This window comes from Paenibacillus sp. N3/727 (assembly GCF_022637315.1).
GTDB lineage: Bacteria > Bacillota > Bacilli > Paenibacillales > Paenibacillaceae > Paenibacillus_AQ > Paenibacillus_AQ uliginis.
This window is the reverse complement of record NZ_CP093336.1, coordinates 3,435,922-3,452,110: the sequence shown is the minus strand read 5'-3', so window position 1 is coordinate 3,452,110 and position 16,189 is coordinate 3,435,922. Positions and strand designations below refer to the sequence as shown.

The following is a 16,189-nucleotide window of genomic DNA, read 5'->3' as shown; positions in this document are numbered from 1 at the left end:
CAAAATAATTAAATTAGAATTATTAAAACAAGCAATATTTTAATACAGAGCTAGATGTCAGTCAGTGAAGAGAACTCATTTGCAATTATGAATTGCAGTTGAGTTTTTTTGCTATTCTGAAACGGAGCCGAAATGGACAAGAACTTATATCCATAGGCGATTAGATGACTGTCTAATATTGTTTTAATTTACTCAATTGAACCGGGACGAGCCAATCCGGAATCATGATACCATTTGTCATTATTTCATTTGACATAATATTGACACTCTGTGTAGTCTGATGGTATGCTTCAATAAATACTACTATTCTGATAGGATTAATCATATTACCAGTTCGAAAAATGAAAAAAAGAGTCGACCATACCATTGGAGACGTAGGATAGCTGCTTTAGCTATTTCCTGCGTTTTTTTTGTTTTCGCACACAATAGGGGGGTATATTCAGAATATATAACGAAGGGTAAAATGGTGTACCAGTTAAGCAACAATTCCTACTTAACCTATTTGAATTATGCGTCACTTTGAAGTTAGGTTTTATAAAAAAAAATTTAAGGTGGTTATTATGAAAAAGCAATGGTATTCAGGCTTATTATGGTTGTGGTTCTTGACGTTTTCGATTATTCTGGCGGGTTGTTCGTCAAGTTCTACCAACAATCAGCCGGAGGCTTCGTCTCCTTCTCCCCAGTCCAACGCCACCAATGAATCGTCAACGGAGCAGGGGACGGAAGTTCATTTACTTCAAGAGCCTTTAGCTGCGACGGATTTGTCCAAAATCCCGGATAGAGCAAAGCAGCGTAACGATGCGATCATCGTCACCCTGACGAACCCGAGCGGCGCATTCACACCCTATTTCACACAGGTTGGGTATGACGGCAACGTGAATTCCGTACTATACACCCCGCTTGTCCGAGTCGATACAAACGGCTTACCCGTCCCCGGCCTGGCCGAGAAATGGGAAATTTCCGAAGATAAGCTGGCCTATACGTTTTATCTTCGCGAAGGTCTGAAATATAGCGACGGATCGCCTATGACGACAGAGGATGTCAAATTTACATGGACCTTACTTCATGATCCGGCATACGACGGTATTAACAGCGTCGTGGAAACCAATATCAAAGGCGGGCAAGCATACAAGGAAGGAAAAGCGGATTCCATCGAAGGTATTCGAGTTATCGATGAGCGAACGATTTCCGTGACGCTGGAAGAGACGAATGCGACCGCACTGACTGTGCTGGGCGGCCAGATATTATCCAAAGCCTATTACGGTAAGGATTATAAGTTCGGCAATCTGGATTATATTAAAAACCTGCACGCCAACCCGATCACGAACGGGCCCTACAAGCTTGAAAAGTTCATTCCAGGCCAAGAAATACGTTTTGTTGCCAACGAACACTACGTTTTCGGAAAACCGAAGACGGAATATTTCATTTACAAGACGACCGAGGGGGACACATGGCAGTTTATCGAAACGGGGGAAGTGGACTACGGCAGCTTCTCGGCAACCACGGATAATATCGAAAAACTAAAAAATCTCGGGTTCTTGAACCTGGTGCCAAGTACCGCGAGCAATTACGGATACAATCAATTCAATTTGGAGAAGGATCATCTAAAAGACAAACGCGTCCGCCAAGCCTTAACTTACGGTCTCGACCGCCAACTGATTTATGTTGATTCCAGGCAAGGCGCAGCTACGATCGCCAACATTCCTTCCTCCCCAATTCTGTGGTCCTATACGGAAGAAGACATCAATCCGTATCCGTACGATCCGGAAAAGGCAAAACAACTGTTGGACGAAGCCGGCTGGACAATCGGAGCGGACGGCATTCGCCAGAAGGGAGGAAAAAAGCTGCAAATCAACTACCTTGGATCGAAGAGCCCGAACACCGATATTTTTATAGCGGTCGCTAAGGAGAACTATAAAGAAATCGGCGTCGATTTTATCCCTGAGCAATTCCCGGATTTCAACACACTCGTAACCAAGGTCGACAGTGGCGATTACGACATGGCCTCATTCTCTACAACCATTATCAGCGACCCTTCGCAAGGGGTAAGCCGATTTATTAAAGGGGAGACGAAAGGCTACGACAATCCTCGAATCGACGAGCTTTATGCACAAGGATTGGCTACAAGCAACGTTGAGGAGCGCAAAGAGATTTACCATGAAATGTTCAAGATTTTAAACGATGAACTGCCGATCATGTTTACCAACTATACTAAAGCGGTTATCGCCATCAATGGCCGTATTAACGGTTTCGAATTAAACCCGTTGGCCGGAATCGCTTATAGCTTGCCGGATTGGGAACTTCAATAGGCTGTTTAGGACGGAGAGCCTTTGGCCCGCTCTATTAACTAAGGTATCTCCAGCCTGAGCTCTTCAGGTCGGAGATGCCTGATTAAGGAGAGAACATGAGAACCTATTTGCTCCGAAGATGTTTGTATATGCTCTTGATTTTGATTGGCGCGTCTCTGTTGATTTTTTTTCTGTATTCGTTAACGCCCGGCGATTACGTCGACAATAATTTGAGCTTAAGTGAGGAGCGCAAGGCAGAGCTGAGAGAAATTCACGGGCTGAACAAGCCGATATTCGAACGATACGTGAATTGGATGGCCAATATTTTCAAAGGAGATTTTGGTTATTCCTTGGCTCAGCAGCGTCCGGTCCTCGATCTGTTTCAGGATTATATATGGAACTCCTTTTTGCTTGCGGTAGTCTCGACATTCTTCACCTGGTTTTTTGCCGTTATCGTCGGTGTCCTTACAGCCTACAAGCAGTATTCGCTGTTGGATACGTTTATCATGGTCGGAATATTCGCCGCGATGTCCATTCCTTCGTTCTTTATCGGTTTGTTCCTGATCAAGGTGTTTGCCGTTGATTTGAAAATTCTCCCGCCCGGAGGAATGATTACGACAGGCAGCCGAGCCGAAGGCTGGGATTATATCGTCGAGGTGCTGCATCATATGCTACTTCCGGTCGCTGTCATGATACTGCTTGGCGTAGGTTCGTTGACTCGTTATTTCCGCAGCAACATGCTGGAAGTCATCCGGCAGGATTACGTGCGGACCGCACGTGCTAAAGGATTGAAGGAAAGAACGGTCCTTTACCGCCACGCTTTGAAAAACGCGATGCTTCCTGCGATTACATTGATCGGCTTCGAATTGCCAGGTCTTTTTGGGGGCTCCATTATTATTGAGAAAATTTTCAACTGGCCGGGAATCGGGCAGTTGTACATGCAATCGTTTACCGTTCGAGACTACCCGCTCTTAATGGGCTTTACGATGTTTTTAGCCATATTGACGGTCGTCGGTACGCTGATATCCGATATACTCTATCATACTTCCGACCCTCGGGTCAGGCTTTAAAGAAAGGAGGAACTCACGTGTCCATTCCTACGACGGCAGGCCAGGCGGGGAAAGCCAGCCGCCTTTCGGATGCTTCGGATTCGATATGGCGGCAATCGGCTCGCCAGTTGGGCAAAAACAAGCTGGCTGTAGCCGGCTTCGCTTTTATGGTGTTTATGTTTTTGATTTGTTTTATCGGACCATTGTTCTCTCCTTATGCGGATGGCAAGATCAATCCTGCCATGATGCACCAGCCCCCGAGCGCCAAGCATTGGTTGGGAACCGATTTACTCGGCAGGGACGTGCTCACCCGACTTTTGCAAGCCGGCAGAATCTCGCTGACGGTAGGTCTTGCATCCATGGCCCTGTCGATGACCATCGGAACGGTTCTCGGCGTCATCTCGGGCTATTACCGCGGGGTCATGGATCAGATGATCATGCGAATCGCCGATTTGCTGTTTACGATCCCTGGACTCCCCATCCTCTTCATTATGGGAGCGCTCATGTCAGATTGGAAAGTTCCGACCGATTACCGACTCTATCTCGTCATGTTAATGCTTAGTGTAATCGGCTGGCCAGGCGTTGCACGTCTTGTCCGAAGCCAGATACTAACGTTAAGGGAGAGGGAGTATATACACGCTGCAGACGTGCTTGGCCTTAGCGATAGACGGAAGTTGTTTCGTCATTTGCTGCCCAATGTATTCCCGCTTCTAATTGTTATTGCCACGTTAAGCATTGGAGGGGCGATCTTGTCGGAATCCGCGCTCAGCTTCTTTGGGCTGGGGGTCATGCCTCCAACTCCGACCTGGGGAAATATGATCGATGCAGCCAACAATGTGATCGATTTCGAGAAGCGTCCTTGGCTGTGGATCCCTCCAGGACTGGCCATCTTTTTGACAGTCATTGCCATCAATATTTTCGGCGACGGGTTGCGCGACGTTCTCGATCCAAAACAGAATACAAGCAGGTGAACGGAAGATGAATCCATTAATCGAGGTCAACAACTTAAGTACTTATTTTGAATCGGGGACAGGCACGGTAAAAGCGGTAGACGATATCACCTTTCGTATCCATGAAGGGGAGACGGTGTGCATCGTGGGCGAATCCGGATGCGGTAAGAGCATAACGGCGATGTCGATCATGGGGTTGGTCGAAGGACCTCACGGGAAAGTCGTAAGCGGTCAAATCCGGTTCGGGGATAAGGATCTTCTGAAGATCAGCAAAGAAGAGATGCGGCGCATCCGCGGCAACGACATCTCGATTATCTTTCAGGAACCGATGTCCTCCCTTAATCCGGTCATCACCATCGGCAGGCAAATCATGGAGCCGCTTATGCTCCATCAAAAGCTGAACAAAAAACAAGCCTATATCCGGGCACTGGAACTAATCGAGTTGGTAGGCATTCCTCGAGCTGAACAAATCGCAGCTTCTTATCCACATCAATTGTCAGGAGGAATGCTACAACGAATCATGATTGCCATTGCGATCTCGTGTGGGCCCAAGCTACTTATTGCTGACGAACCGACGACCGCTCTGGACGTAACAATCCAGGCTCAGGTACTGGAAACGCTCCGGCAAAGCAAGGAGCAATCCAACATGTCGATCATGCTGATCACCCACGACCTTGGTGTGGTGGCGGAAATGGCGGACTATGTCATCGTCATGTACGCCGGAAAAATCGTCGAGGAAGGGGACGTCGAGGAGCTTTTTGAGCGGCCGAAACATCCTTATACACGGGGACTTCTTAAATCCAAGCCGGTTATCGGTCAGCGGACAGAAGAGTTATACTCGATTCCGGGGCAAGTCCCGAGTCCGCTTGAACTGTCCGAATCCTGCTATTTCCACGATCGCTGCGAAAAATGCATCCCTATCTGCCGAACCCGGCAGCCACAGCTAAAGGAAGTAGAATCCGGTCATCGAGCAGCCTGTTGGTTGTATGAAGAGGAGGCGGAAGCATGAGTGAAGCATTGCTTGAGGTACGTCATTTGAAAAAATATTTTCCGATCACCGCGGGACTGCTAAACCGTACCGTCGGATACGTCAAAGCGGTCGATGATATCAGCTTGACGATACAATCGGGAGAAACATTCGGTCTTGTTGGCGAATCCGGCAGTGGAAAAAGCACTGTTGGGCGCACGATTTTACGGCTGCATGAGAAAACCAGCGGGGAAGTGCTCTTTAAGGGAATTCCCTTTCATGAGCTGCCCAAACCGGAAGTCCGTAAGCTAAGGCCCAAGATGCAGCTTATTTTTCAGGACCCTTACAGTTCGCTTAATCCTCGCATTCGTATTGGAGATGCGATAGGAGAATCTTTACTGGAGCACCGTTTTGCGCCGCAGGAGGAGATTCGCGACCGGGTACTTGATGTGATGGAGGCGTGCGGTCTTTCTTCCTATCATTATAACCGGTTCCCTCACGAGTTCTCCGGAGGACAACGGCAGCGGATCGGTATCGCCCGGGCTTTGGTGCTCAACCCTGATTTTATTATCGCCGACGAGCCGGTTTCCGCGCTCGATGTCTCGATTCAGTCCCAGATTATTAATTTGTTCAAGAGGCTTCAGCATACCCGAGGATTGACCTATTTGTTTATTTCCCATGATTTAAGCGTTGTCGAGCATTTGTGTAATCGTATCGGAGTGATGTATCTCGGTTCTATGATGGAAATGGCTTCGCGGGACGAATTGTTTAGCCAGCCACTTCATCCCTACACAAAAGCGCTGCTCTCGGCAATACCTATTCCGATACCAAGGCTGAGGCGGGAGAGAATCGTGCTCAAAGGCGATATTCCGAGTCCGGCGAATCCGCCTTCAGGATGTAAATTTCATACTCGCTGTCCATATGCCGTAGCACAGTGTAAGGAGCAGGTGCCCGAATTCCGTCATATGGGCAACGATCATTATGTTGCCTGCCACCTGGTGTAACAGGCCTAAAACTATATAGAATGTCGAATAACACAATTGGTCTTGCTGAATAAGTTAGGAAATTGAATTTTTAAAAACCACCCCTGATCAGAAATGTGAATGGCTTATAAAGCCGGGAAAACACCAATGGAAATCTTTCTTGAGGGCGGGTTTTGACAGTTCTGTTTAACTCACACAAGCCAAAAGAGAGCTTGAAACGTTGGCGGGCGTCAGCAGGCGGGCTGTCTCAGACTAGCAGCGAATTTGGTTTCGCCTTGGGATTCGCTGTTTTAGGTAGTATAAGTACTGCCGTGTATAGAATTCGGATGACCAACTCAATTCCACAAGAAATACCGAATGGAGCATCTCTAATTGCACAGGACAACATCGCAGGAACAACAGAAGTTACACAAGATATTCCAAATCAATTAGAAAAGGGAGCTCACACGCTGTACGCTGCGGAGCTCCCTTTTATCGGTTATAGCGAGAGTTTCTATGAGCAATCATAAAGCATGACGGATTTGCATACCCTTCGTACACTCAGTTGAACTGTTTTCGTGGTAACGCTTGTACAGGTTGGCAGGTTGAATCCTGTGCTACTGACACAAGCTGTCCCTTGATTTACACGCAATTTTTTTAGCTATTTCCAGCATAATCATATGACTTACGAATGTGTTCTTGCATTGTTCCATCCGCCTTGGAAGATAGATCTGAAAGGTTTACAATTAGATGGTTATTTATATGTAGTCTTCGTTGTCGTATTTTATTATTGGCATTGGGTAAAAAAAACAAGCAGAGGAGTCGTTTAACATGACAGAAAAAGAAAAAATGTTAGCTGGCCTGGCATACAAGGCTTTTGGAGAGGAACTGCTGGGGGAAAGACAGCGCGCGAAGGAAATATTGTTTGATTATAATGCGTTGAGGCCAAGTGAAATTGAGAAACGGGACAGTCTGTTAAAGCAATTACTGGGTCAAACGGGAACAAATTTTTTCATTGAGCCGCCATTCCGATGTGACTATGGATACAACATTTCAATTGGTGAACAATTTTATTCCAATTATAATTTCACAGTACTGGATTGCAACAGAGTCACGATCGGCGATCACGTCTTTATTGGCCCTAATGTAAGTATTTTTACAGCAGGACATGCTATTGACCCTGAAATGAGAGCCGCTGAAGTGGAGTTTGCGTATCCTATTCATATCGGGAACAGGGTTTGGATTGGTGGAGGAGCCATTATTAATCCGGGGGTCACGATCGGTGACAATAGTATCATTGGCTCTGGCAGTGTGGTCACTAAAGATATACCTGCCAATGTCATTGCAGCCGGGAATCCATGCCGGGTAATTAGAGCAATAACTGAAGAAGATAAAAGACAGTTTGAAAGTACATCGTTGTAGTAAGACTGAAAAGAACTGTAGGAGAAAATAATTTTCCTACAGTTCTTTTCATATAAAAATTCACAACGCACTAAATTAGCTATTCAGAAATTACGCGCAAAGGATAGCTGCGGCATTACAGTTATACCAATACGAACTGTAAATATTATAAATAGTCTTAAGGACGTTTACGAGGAAAGAGTTCCTCTATACATTGAGTATAGTGATAAAATTCTTGATTGCTCAAATAAGGATATAGAACATTGTGTTAGTGAAATTATAGAGAAAATACAAGAAAGTCATTGAGATAATATCTCTCAATGTTAATGCATTAAATGGTGCAAGGTTGATTTTGTAATAGCATCATATTAACCCTCTTGTTTATTTACCCGTAGATAAGATAGCTGAATAAAGATACGACCGCAGCCGGCTGAGGATGATCGGCAGCCTTTTCTACGCAAACAGACTCCTCCGTCTAAGAGGAACAATATGTTAAGAATAAATTCAAAAGATCATGGTAAAACTGCCTTGCAAGCAATAATTGTTACTGGGGACGGATTGTGGAGATATCTGCTGAACCATCGAAGAAGTCAAGAAAATCCGCAGATAAATATATGAGAAATTGACGCCAACAAAAACGGCTGCTTATCAAAAGCAGCCGTTTTTGTTGGATTTTGAATCGACATTCGATCTGTGGATATACCCATAAAAAAGACACTAAACATTGACGCACAAATGGGTAGTGTGTATATTATATATACACGGTAGATACTCCATTGACGGCAGCGAGGTGGCGGAACATGAAAATAATAATATCCAACGCATCGAGCGATCCGATTTACATTCAGATTATGAACCAGATTAGACAGAGCATCCTGAGTGGTGAATTACGTGCAGGAGACAGCCTCCTCTCCATTAGGCAGCTTGCCAAGGAATTGCAAGTCAGCGTTATTACGACCAAGCGTGCCTATGTAGAGCTGGAGAATGAAGGGCTAATCGACTCGGTCGTAGGTAAGGGTTGTTTTGTATCAGGAGCAAATAAAGATTTCATTCGGGAGCAGCGCATGAAACGACTAGAAGAGAAAATGATAGAAATCATTCGAGAAAGCAACGAATTAAGCATGAGTCAGCAAGATTTAATCAATCATCTGGCTTTATTATTCGAGGAGGAAGAGACACCATGAATGCGATTGAATTACGAAATTTAACCAAAGTTTTCCCAGAATTTACAGTCGATCATGTATCTTTGGATGTGAAACAAGGCTACATAACCGGACTTATAGGTCCGAATGGCGTTGGTAAAAGCACCTTGATTAAGATGATGCTCGGCATGATCCATCCCGACTCCGGGAGCATCAAAATACTAGGCTGTGATATGCCGAAACAAGAGATTGACATTAAACAGCGCATCGGTATTGTATCAGATGATTGCTTCTATTATGAGCATCTTACGATTCGCGACACGGGAAAGATGATCGCACCTTTTTATAAGAAATGGAACGAAAAGAAGTTTAAAAGCTATCTTGAACAATTCGAGTTGTCTCCCAAGAAGAAGGTTAAAGATTTATCCAAGGGGATGAAAGTCAAGTTATCCCTTGCTGTTGCGTTATCGCATGAGGCTGAGCTCCTCATCATGGATGAGCCTACCTCTGGACTTGATCCAGTGTTTAGAAGGGAATTACTCGACCTGCTTGCGGATATGATGCAGGACGAGAGAAATTCGATTATTTTCTCGTCCCATATTACAACAGATTTAGATCGTATTGCTGACTACATAGCTTTCATAAATCGTGGAAAGCTCATTTTCAATGAGGCGAAAGATGAAGTGCTGGAGAGATACGCCATTGTAAAAGGTGACTCACAACTGCTCGATTCAGATATTCGAAACAAATTTGTCGGGATTCGTGAGACTTCTGTTGGTTTTGAGGGCTTAATAGACAATAAGCAGGAGGTCGAACAGTTGTTTGGAAATTATGCCGTGTTCGAAAAACCCTCCTTAGAAGAAATCATATTTTTCACCACCAAGGGAGGACGCATTCATGCTTAACTTACTTCGTAAAGACTTCATCGCTTTGAAGAGCTCACTTGGAATGCTTATCTTATGTCTGGCTTTATTCAGTATTTTTTTTATACCAAAACATGATATGTCTATTTTTACTGTGGGTTTCACTGTAGCTCTCGCCGCAGTTAATATGAGTACGATGATAGATGTCAGAAATCATAACCATAATTTTCTAATTACACTGCCGATTAGCCGAAAGCATATTGTTCTTGCCAAATACATAACAACCATTATTGGTTCGCTTTTTGGAGTCCTTGCTTCCTATGGGATTCACTTGCTCGTTGAACTAGCATTCCCACAGCTTAACAAACCAGACTTTTCGATCATGGGCCTGCTTGTTCCAACAGGAATGATACTTGTTCTACTTTCTATTTATTTGCCGCTTTTTTATACACTTAGTAAAAAAGGAGCTGAAATTATCAATGTTGTGTTTTTGATAAGCCTGATTGTTCTGATGAATCCTGGAGCTATGTTGATGATGATGAGCGAGGAAAGCTCTATCAGTGGTCAAATTGTATTTCTTATTTCAATCGGGATTTTACTGTTACTCGTAGCTTCCTATTACTTAACTGTATATCTGTTTACTAGAAAGGACTTGTAGGAGGGCTATTCAAATGACAGACACACAAAAAAAACAAATAAAAAGTTGGATGATTACCCTTGGCGCTTTACTCCTTATGCATATATACTTTATCGCCGTTGATGGCACATCATGGGTACCGAAGATGAATGATTCGGGCAATTTAGGAAACAGGTTTTTTCAATGGATTTTGCAAGGGGATCTTTTCACGGAATGGATTACTCCTTATAGCTACCCATTTTTTAACTTGGTCACCGTGGTTAGCACCGTTGCTGTACTTATAGCAGCAGTATCATACATCTTTTCTAGCATTTTTTCCAAAAATTAAGCGAGAAATCAAAAAAATCGTCATGGAGAGATTAATATATGAAGTGGATACTTTTGGTACTCGCCGGATGGTCAACATTAGTCGTGGGTCTGTTCCTAGGTGCTCTTTCCGGTGATATTGCTGAACAGTTGTTCGGCTTATCAAGAAATTCTCAATCATTCGTTAAGGGTTTAGTAATGAGTGGGCTGGTTGTTCCGGTTATTTTGTATTTGTATCCGCACGTCTATAAGCTAACTGGTGTTAAACCTAAAACACCAGTATATTCCTGGAAAAGACTTCATCACTTTATTACTGGGGTTCTCTTGGCAATTGCACTGGCTTCATTAGGTTTCATAATAGCCAGTTCTCAAGGGTGGATCGTCATTGAACAATGGCATACTCCCGGCCAGTGGCTTGCTGCGCTGCTTATCAATGTTATCATTGCTTTTCTATATGAAGCTTTACCAGAGGAATTAGGATTGCGAGGCATGCTGTATGATGTCTTACGTCATCGATTCGCGGCTTGGCTAGCTGTATTATTTCAAATTATTTTATTTATACTTGTCCCTATTACAGTTACCCAGCTTCAAGTGCTCTTTGGTCTTGCTCCCGGAAACATCATTAACTTGCCTTATATCATATTAATTCTAACCTTTGGAATATGTTTGCAGCTGCTCCGTCTATGGACCGGGAGTCTCTGGGCGTCGATTGGTTTTCACATCGCATACTTAGAAATCTCGAGGTTTGTCATATTTGAACATGGATATGGAGGACAGATCATAACCTACTACGAACCAGTGCCCGGATTCGTCGGGTTATTCACAATCGGTATGATTATTATTGGGGGTATCATTGTATCACTCGTTATACTAGGTGCGAAGCGTTATAAACGGAAAAGTGAAGGGCGACATAAAACTGCTCGATTCAGCTAACTTTGTCGGGATTCGCGGGAAGCCACACAGTTGTATGGCCAAAGTGATAAATAAAAAAGGAGAGCCAGTCAAATGATAGATACACACAAATTAATGTATTTACTGGATTTTTTGGGGTTGCATTACTCCCATCTGCCCTAATAGGTGCAATAAAAGACATCTTTTCTAGAAAATGAATCCATTTTTGAAGAGGAACGAGCTATTATAATGATAAACTAAATGCCAGGTGAATTATGGATGAAAACTTATTTGTGGAATTGCGACATAAAATTGTCCGATGAATAATTACGGATAGACTCAAAGTGGAAAAGAATTAAATAAGAAAAAGGCTCTAGTTGATTCGTCTCATTGTGAGACAGGAATCAAATCGCCCCCAGTTCCTCCACAAGGCCGGACAAGAGGAGTCACGAGCTTCAATGCATAAAATGCTGCGTAAATCGCGGCTTTTTTTGATTTAACGATATAAGTTCTAGTCGATCATTCATCAAATGTCAGAGGACAAGAACTTGCATCCTTAGCCGATTAGATGATTGTCTAATGTTATTCAACACCGGCAGCCTATTATACTAACGGTTTTCTCCAAAACCAACCTTATTTCCTCATGTATGTAAAAGTCATAAAATATATATGCTATTATGATAAGCTACTATAACTAAAGATTATACTTGTAATATCTGAGCAAAATCAGTTCAATACTTAAATAAAAGATATATCGTTTTTCAGTTAAAAGAAATGAGGACATCGTATGCGTTACCTTTACGAATTTATCGAGCATCAAGATGATATGCCATTCAAGCTGTTTGTCAACAGCGTTAAGCATATTCAATTTCACTGGCATAAAGAGGTGGAAATTCTCTACGTTCTCCAAGGATCTGTTATCATGTACCTTGACCAGAAGCAGTATACTCTGAATCAGGACGATGTCATTGTGGTGAACAGTATGTCGGTCCATAAATTTGAGCGGAATAGCCATGACAATATATTATTAACACTTCAGTTTGGTCCGGAGTGGCTGTACAATAACGTTTTCATTTCTTGTAATTCAACGACTGAGGCTGAACCGAACGGCTTCCGATTTGACACCATCAAGCACGATCTGGCAAAGATGGTATGGGAGATGAACAAGAAAACACCAGGTTATCGAAGCTACACGCTAGGGAGGCTTCAAATGTTATGCGGACATTTACTGCGATATTTTTCGGAGGGAATAAACTCGGAAGCTGAAGAAAGCAGCAAGAGCTATGACTATAAAAGGCTGAATCGGGTTCTTACCTATATCGATCAAAACTACAAAGAGAAGATTACGCTGCAGACAATGGCGGAACAAGAGCACTTAAGCTTACATTATTTTTCTCACTTTTTCACAGATAAAATCGGTATTCCTTTCCAAAAATATTTAACGCTGATCCGTTTGGAGAAGGCTCAGTCGGAGCTCTCGGGAAGTGAAAAGAGCATTACTGAAATTGCGATGGATTGCGGTTTTGCTAACGTAAAGTTATTCAATAAGTATTTCAAGGAAAAGTACGGCTGTACACCAAGCTCGTATCGAGAAGCCACTATGGCACCTAATCAGGATAAGCCTAATCGGAAACCGCTCACTTACGACGAGTCCTCAAGTGGAGACTATTATGAGTTAGATACGATCAATGCGATGGGGTCGTTATATCGTTACCTGGATCTGAAAACGAATCAAGATCAGGAGGCAGTGAACCCTTTAACACCTATTGTTACGGACCACGAGCAGATACGGATTCAGACAGGCATGTCGTCAAGAGGGTACGATAAGCACTGGAATATTACCACAACCGCAGGCAGGGCAGTTGAAGGGCTGCGTGATGACTGGCGTCGTCAGCTTTCTGAACTTGTAGGACGAATCCCATTTAAATATATTCGTTTCCACGGCATTTTTAATGATGAGATGATGGTATATAACGAAGAAGATGACGGCACCCCAGTCTATAACTGGGCTTATGTTGACAAGCTTTATGACTTTCTTCTTGGGCTGGGGATCAGGCCGTTTGTGGAGCTCGGTTTTATGCCGACCCTGCTCAGCCGTTCCAACGAAACCGTATTCTGGTGGAAAGGGAGTATTTCCCCTCCAGCCGATAAGGAAAAATGGAAGGCGCTTGTTCGTGAGTTCGTTCGGCATTGCATAAATCGGTACGGGGTTGAGGAAGTAAAGCAATGGTACTTCGAAGTGTGGAACGAGCCGGACTTATCTGGAGTTTGCTGGGCAGGGAAAAAAGAGGAGTACTTTTCTTTTTATGAATCTACAGTCCGAGTGATCAAGTCAATTCTTCCAGAACTAAAAGTAGGAGGCCCTGCTTTAGGTTATGGTTCACTTTGGAACGACACATGGGCTGAAGAGTTTATGGAATACTGCCAGAAGCATCAAGTACCGCTAGATTTCTTTTCTTTTCATATATATTCGGAATATCCTCAGCTTAAAGCTGAGAACCATATTTTAACGAAGATGATGCCACCTTCTTTTTATAAAGAAAGCATACATCGGTTGCAGCAAAAAATGGAGCTCACCTCTTTCCGTGATTTGGAGCTGCATATTACCGAATGGAACTTTTCGCTCTATGACCGGCATCTGCTGCACGATACCATGTTCATGGCTCCATTCGTCATTTATCATGCGATGAATACGCTGGGAGATGTGAAGGCAATGGCTTTTTGGTGCTTTACTGATGTGTTTGAGGAAAGTATTGTTCCTTCCTCTCCGTTTTATGGAGGTTTTGGTTTGATGAATAGAGATGGACTTAAGAAGCCGAGCTATTACGCTTTTGAGTTTCTTCAGAGACTGGGTGAAGAGTTAATCGTTAAAGGGGACGGTTATGTAGGCACTCAAAAAAGTGACGGGAGCATGCAACTTCTGCTATATCATTACGTCCATGTGGATCATCTGTTTTCAAGCGGAGACTGGTCGGAGTTGTCCAATCTTAACCGTTACGAAGTGTTCGAAGAGAAAGGCAACAAAGTTTTTCAAATAAACATTTCTCATCTTTCAGGAACCTATAAATGCACAAGTTATCAATTGGATCGAGATCATGGCTCCGTTTTTGACGAGTGGGTTCGCATGGGGGCTCCGGTATTTTTGACGGAGGAGGAGCTTGCGTATCTTCACGGAAGAAGCGGCCCGGTTATCCGGACAGAGATATTACAGGATAAAGGCTGGCAGAAAGAAATTAATCTTTCTCCACATGGTATATTATTACTCACATTGGAGAAACAATTTTAAAGACAATCTTCAAGAACACCACTCTATAATGAGGGGTGTTTTTTGTTATCTATCTTAAGTGGCACAGATGAGCAGGAATAAAAGACGTGAAGTGAACAAAAAACGACCATATGAGCGGCAATTTACAACAAGTAAGCGTTAACAATGAAATTTATACTATAGTTGTGTCCACAAGAGAATTACAGGAGGGAATAAACAGATGAAGCGTTTCATGAAATGGATGACGGAATCTTTTGCACCAAGATTGGAGGCGATTACAAATAACATTTGGATAGCATCGATTCAAGAAGCCATTATGGTTGCGATACCAATGATTTTTATTGGCTCCATTATTACGTTGATTTCTATTTTGCAAGATTTTATTCCTGGAATGCCGGATTTATCACCAATCACAACCTTCAGCTTCGGTCTTCTCGGTTTGTTTATTGTATTTCTAACGCCTTATACCGTCATGGAAAAAAAGGAGCGTCACAAAATCAAGCTGCTCGCGGGAATGACCGGAATATCTTTATTCATCATGCTGCTTAATCCAACAATAAACGAGGACGGTACCATCCAGTTCATTCTTGAGCGTTTCGGTCCTTCGGGTATGGTTACGGCACTGATTGTAGGCGTCTTCGTCGCGGTTATAATGAATGTCTGCACAAAGATTTCTTTCTTTAAAAAAGGTTCTTCCATGCCAGAGTTTATTATGGATTGGTTTGACTTCCTGGTACCGATTGCCTTAATACTGGGCACAGGTTGGGTTCTTGTATATCAGCTTCATTTTGACATCTTTGGACTCATCGTGAGCGTGTTCGAACCTATTAATGCCATGGGGCAAAGCCTGTTGGGTTTTATTCTTTTCAATTTTATTGGGGTTGTGTTGTATTCCTTTGGGGTCAGCCCATGGGTTCTGATGCCAATATGGTATGCCATATGGATTCCAGCGATCGAGGAAAACGCCGCGCTGGTGGCGCAAGGCCTAGATCCGGTTAACATTAATACATTTGAGACTTTCTTCTCCGGGTGGCTTGGAATCGGAGGGATGGGTGCTACCTTACCACTTGTCATCCTGTTCCTGCTTGCTAGGTCAAAAAAGCTGAAAGCCATTGGTAAAGCAACCTTAATTCCTTCCTTGTTCAATATTAACGAGCCTGTTGTATACGGGGCGCCAATCGCGTTCAATCCGCTTTTGATGGTGCCCATGTGGATTAACGGTCTAATAACACCCATTGTCGTTTATTTGGCTCTTGATATGGGGTTAGCTCAAATTCCAAGTAAAATCTTTCAGCTGTGGTATACACCGATCGGTGTATCGACTTACATTATGTCCGGATTTAACGGACTGGTTCTGCTCGCCGTCGTCTTGTTGATTGTGTTTGTCGTATGGTTTCCGTTTTTTAAACTGTATGATGCGCAGGAGCTGAAGAAAGAGCAGGAGTTACATGAAGAAGCTTGACATGAA

15 protein-coding genes are annotated in these 16,189 nt (G+C 43.5%); all 15 read left to right on the top strand.

From position 1 onward, the window contains the following. The first annotated feature begins 560 nt into the window (after window positions 1–560). The 15 genes from MNQ98_RS15710 to MNQ98_RS15645 all read left to right on the top strand — a co-directional run bounded on the left by MNQ98_RS15710 (window position 561) and on the right by MNQ98_RS15645 (window position 16,183). Window positions 561–2,309 (top strand): ABC transporter substrate-binding protein, encoded by a 1,749-nt coding sequence (locus tag MNQ98_RS15710; protein ID WP_241929102.1) that lies wholly within the window; start codon window positions 561–563, stop codon window positions 2,307–2,309. Window positions 2,310–2,404: 95 nt separating this feature from the next. Continuing rightward, on the top strand, window positions 2,405–3,358 hold the full coding sequence (locus MNQ98_RS15705) for an ABC transporter permease (RefSeq protein ID WP_208919777.1): 954 nt from the start codon (window positions 2,405–2,407) through the stop codon (window positions 3,356–3,358). A gap of 17 nt (window positions 3,359–3,375) precedes the next feature. Beyond that, a complete protein-coding gene (gene opp4C, locus MNQ98_RS15700) occupies window positions 3,376–4,308 on the top strand; it encodes an oligopeptide ABC transporter permease (protein WP_481856642.1) in 933 nt (310 codons plus the stop codon). 7 nt (window positions 4,309–4,315) lie between these two features. Then, a complete protein-coding gene (locus tag MNQ98_RS15695) occupies window positions 4,316–5,296 on the top strand; it encodes an ABC transporter ATP-binding protein (protein WP_241929101.1) in 981 nt (326 codons plus the stop codon). Continuing rightward, a complete protein-coding gene (locus MNQ98_RS15690; RefSeq protein WP_241929100.1) occupies window positions 5,293–6,258 on the top strand; it encodes an ABC transporter ATP-binding protein in 966 nt (321 codons plus the stop codon). The genes MNQ98_RS15695 and MNQ98_RS15690 overlap by 4 nt, the downstream gene beginning before the upstream one ends. Window positions 6,259–6,449: 191 nt before the next feature. Further along, a complete protein-coding gene (locus tag MNQ98_RS15685; protein ID WP_241929099.1) occupies window positions 6,450–6,746 on the top strand; it encodes a hypothetical protein in 297 nt (98 codons plus the stop codon). A 301-nt stretch (window positions 6,747–7,047) separates the two neighbouring features. Further along, window positions 7,048–7,638 (top strand): sugar O-acetyltransferase, encoded by a 591-nt coding sequence (locus MNQ98_RS15680; RefSeq protein WP_241929098.1) that lies wholly within the window; start codon window positions 7,048–7,050, stop codon window positions 7,636–7,638. 779 nt (window positions 7,639–8,417) lie between these two features. Beyond that, on the top strand, window positions 8,418–8,801 hold the full coding sequence (locus MNQ98_RS15675; RefSeq protein WP_241929097.1) for a GntR family transcriptional regulator: 384 nt from the start codon (window positions 8,418–8,420) through the stop codon (window positions 8,799–8,801). Then, a complete protein-coding gene (locus tag MNQ98_RS15670; RefSeq protein WP_241929096.1) occupies window positions 8,798–9,664 on the top strand; it encodes an ABC transporter ATP-binding protein in 867 nt (288 codons plus the stop codon). Before MNQ98_RS15675 ends, MNQ98_RS15670 begins: the two co-directional genes overlap by 4 nt. Beyond that, window positions 9,657–10,280, top strand: coding sequence for an ABC-2 transporter permease (locus MNQ98_RS15665; RefSeq protein ID WP_241929095.1), 624 nt, complete (start codon window positions 9,657–9,659; stop codon window positions 10,278–10,280). The genes MNQ98_RS15670 and MNQ98_RS15665 overlap by 8 nt, the downstream gene beginning before the upstream one ends. A gap of 13 nt (window positions 10,281–10,293) precedes the next feature. After that, the gene (locus tag MNQ98_RS15660; protein ID WP_241929094.1) at window positions 10,294–10,587 is read left to right on the top strand and encodes a YfzA family protein; all 294 of its coding nucleotides are present in this window, start codon (window positions 10,294–10,296) and stop codon (window positions 10,585–10,587) included. Window positions 10,588–10,625: 38 nt separating this feature from the next. Next, a complete protein-coding gene (locus MNQ98_RS15655; protein ID WP_241929093.1) occupies window positions 10,626–11,498 on the top strand; it encodes a CPBP family intramembrane glutamic endopeptidase in 873 nt (290 codons plus the stop codon). 50 nt (window positions 11,499–11,548) lie between these two features. Then, window positions 11,549–11,674, top strand: a complete 126-nt coding sequence (locus tag MNQ98_RS29740; RefSeq protein WP_481856771.1) for a YfzA family protein — start codon at window positions 11,549–11,551, stop codon at window positions 11,672–11,674. A 569-nt stretch (window positions 11,675–12,243) separates the two neighbouring features. Beyond that, a complete protein-coding gene (locus MNQ98_RS15650; RefSeq protein ID WP_241929092.1) occupies window positions 12,244–14,742 on the top strand; it encodes a GH39 family glycosyl hydrolase in 2,499 nt (832 codons plus the stop codon). A 199-nt stretch (window positions 14,743–14,941) separates the two neighbouring features. Further along, entirely contained in the window at window positions 14,942–16,183 is a 1,242-nt protein-coding gene (locus tag MNQ98_RS15645) for a PTS sugar transporter subunit IIC (protein ID WP_241929091.1), read from the top strand. Window positions 16,184–16,189: the final 6 nt, after the last annotated feature.

Coding starts and splice junctions, on each gene's coding strand:
- MNQ98_RS15650 (WP_241929092.1), top strand. CDS start 12,244: ATGCGTTACCTTTACGAATTTATCGAGCATCAAGATGATATGCCATTC.
- MNQ98_RS15675 (WP_241929097.1), top strand. CDS start 8,418: ATGAAAATAATAATATCCAACGCATCGAGCGATCCGATTTACATTCAG.
- MNQ98_RS15665 (WP_241929095.1), top strand. CDS start 9,657: ATGCTTAACTTACTTCGTAAAGACTTCATCGCTTTGAAGAGCTCACTT.
- MNQ98_RS15710 (WP_241929102.1), top strand. CDS start 561: ATGAAAAAGCAATGGTATTCAGGCTTATTATGGTTGTGGTTCTTGACG.
- MNQ98_RS15680 (WP_241929098.1), top strand. CDS start 7,048: ATGACAGAAAAAGAAAAAATGTTAGCTGGCCTGGCATACAAGGCTTTT.
- MNQ98_RS15690 (WP_241929100.1), top strand. CDS start 5,293: ATGAGTGAAGCATTGCTTGAGGTACGTCATTTGAAAAAATATTTTCCG.
- MNQ98_RS15670 (WP_241929096.1), top strand. CDS start 8,798: ATGAATGCGATTGAATTACGAAATTTAACCAAAGTTTTCCCAGAATTT.
- MNQ98_RS15705 (WP_208919777.1), top strand. CDS start 2,405: ATGAGAACCTATTTGCTCCGAAGATGTTTGTATATGCTCTTGATTTTG.
- MNQ98_RS15645 (WP_241929091.1), top strand. CDS start 14,942: ATGAAGCGTTTCATGAAATGGATGACGGAATCTTTTGCACCAAGATTG.
- MNQ98_RS15695 (WP_241929101.1), top strand. CDS start 4,316: ATGAATCCATTAATCGAGGTCAACAACTTAAGTACTTATTTTGAATCG.
- MNQ98_RS15655 (WP_241929093.1), top strand. CDS start 10,626: ATGAAGTGGATACTTTTGGTACTCGCCGGATGGTCAACATTAGTCGTG.
- MNQ98_RS15660 (WP_241929094.1), top strand. CDS start 10,294: ATGACAGACACACAAAAAAAACAAATAAAAAGTTGGATGATTACCCTT.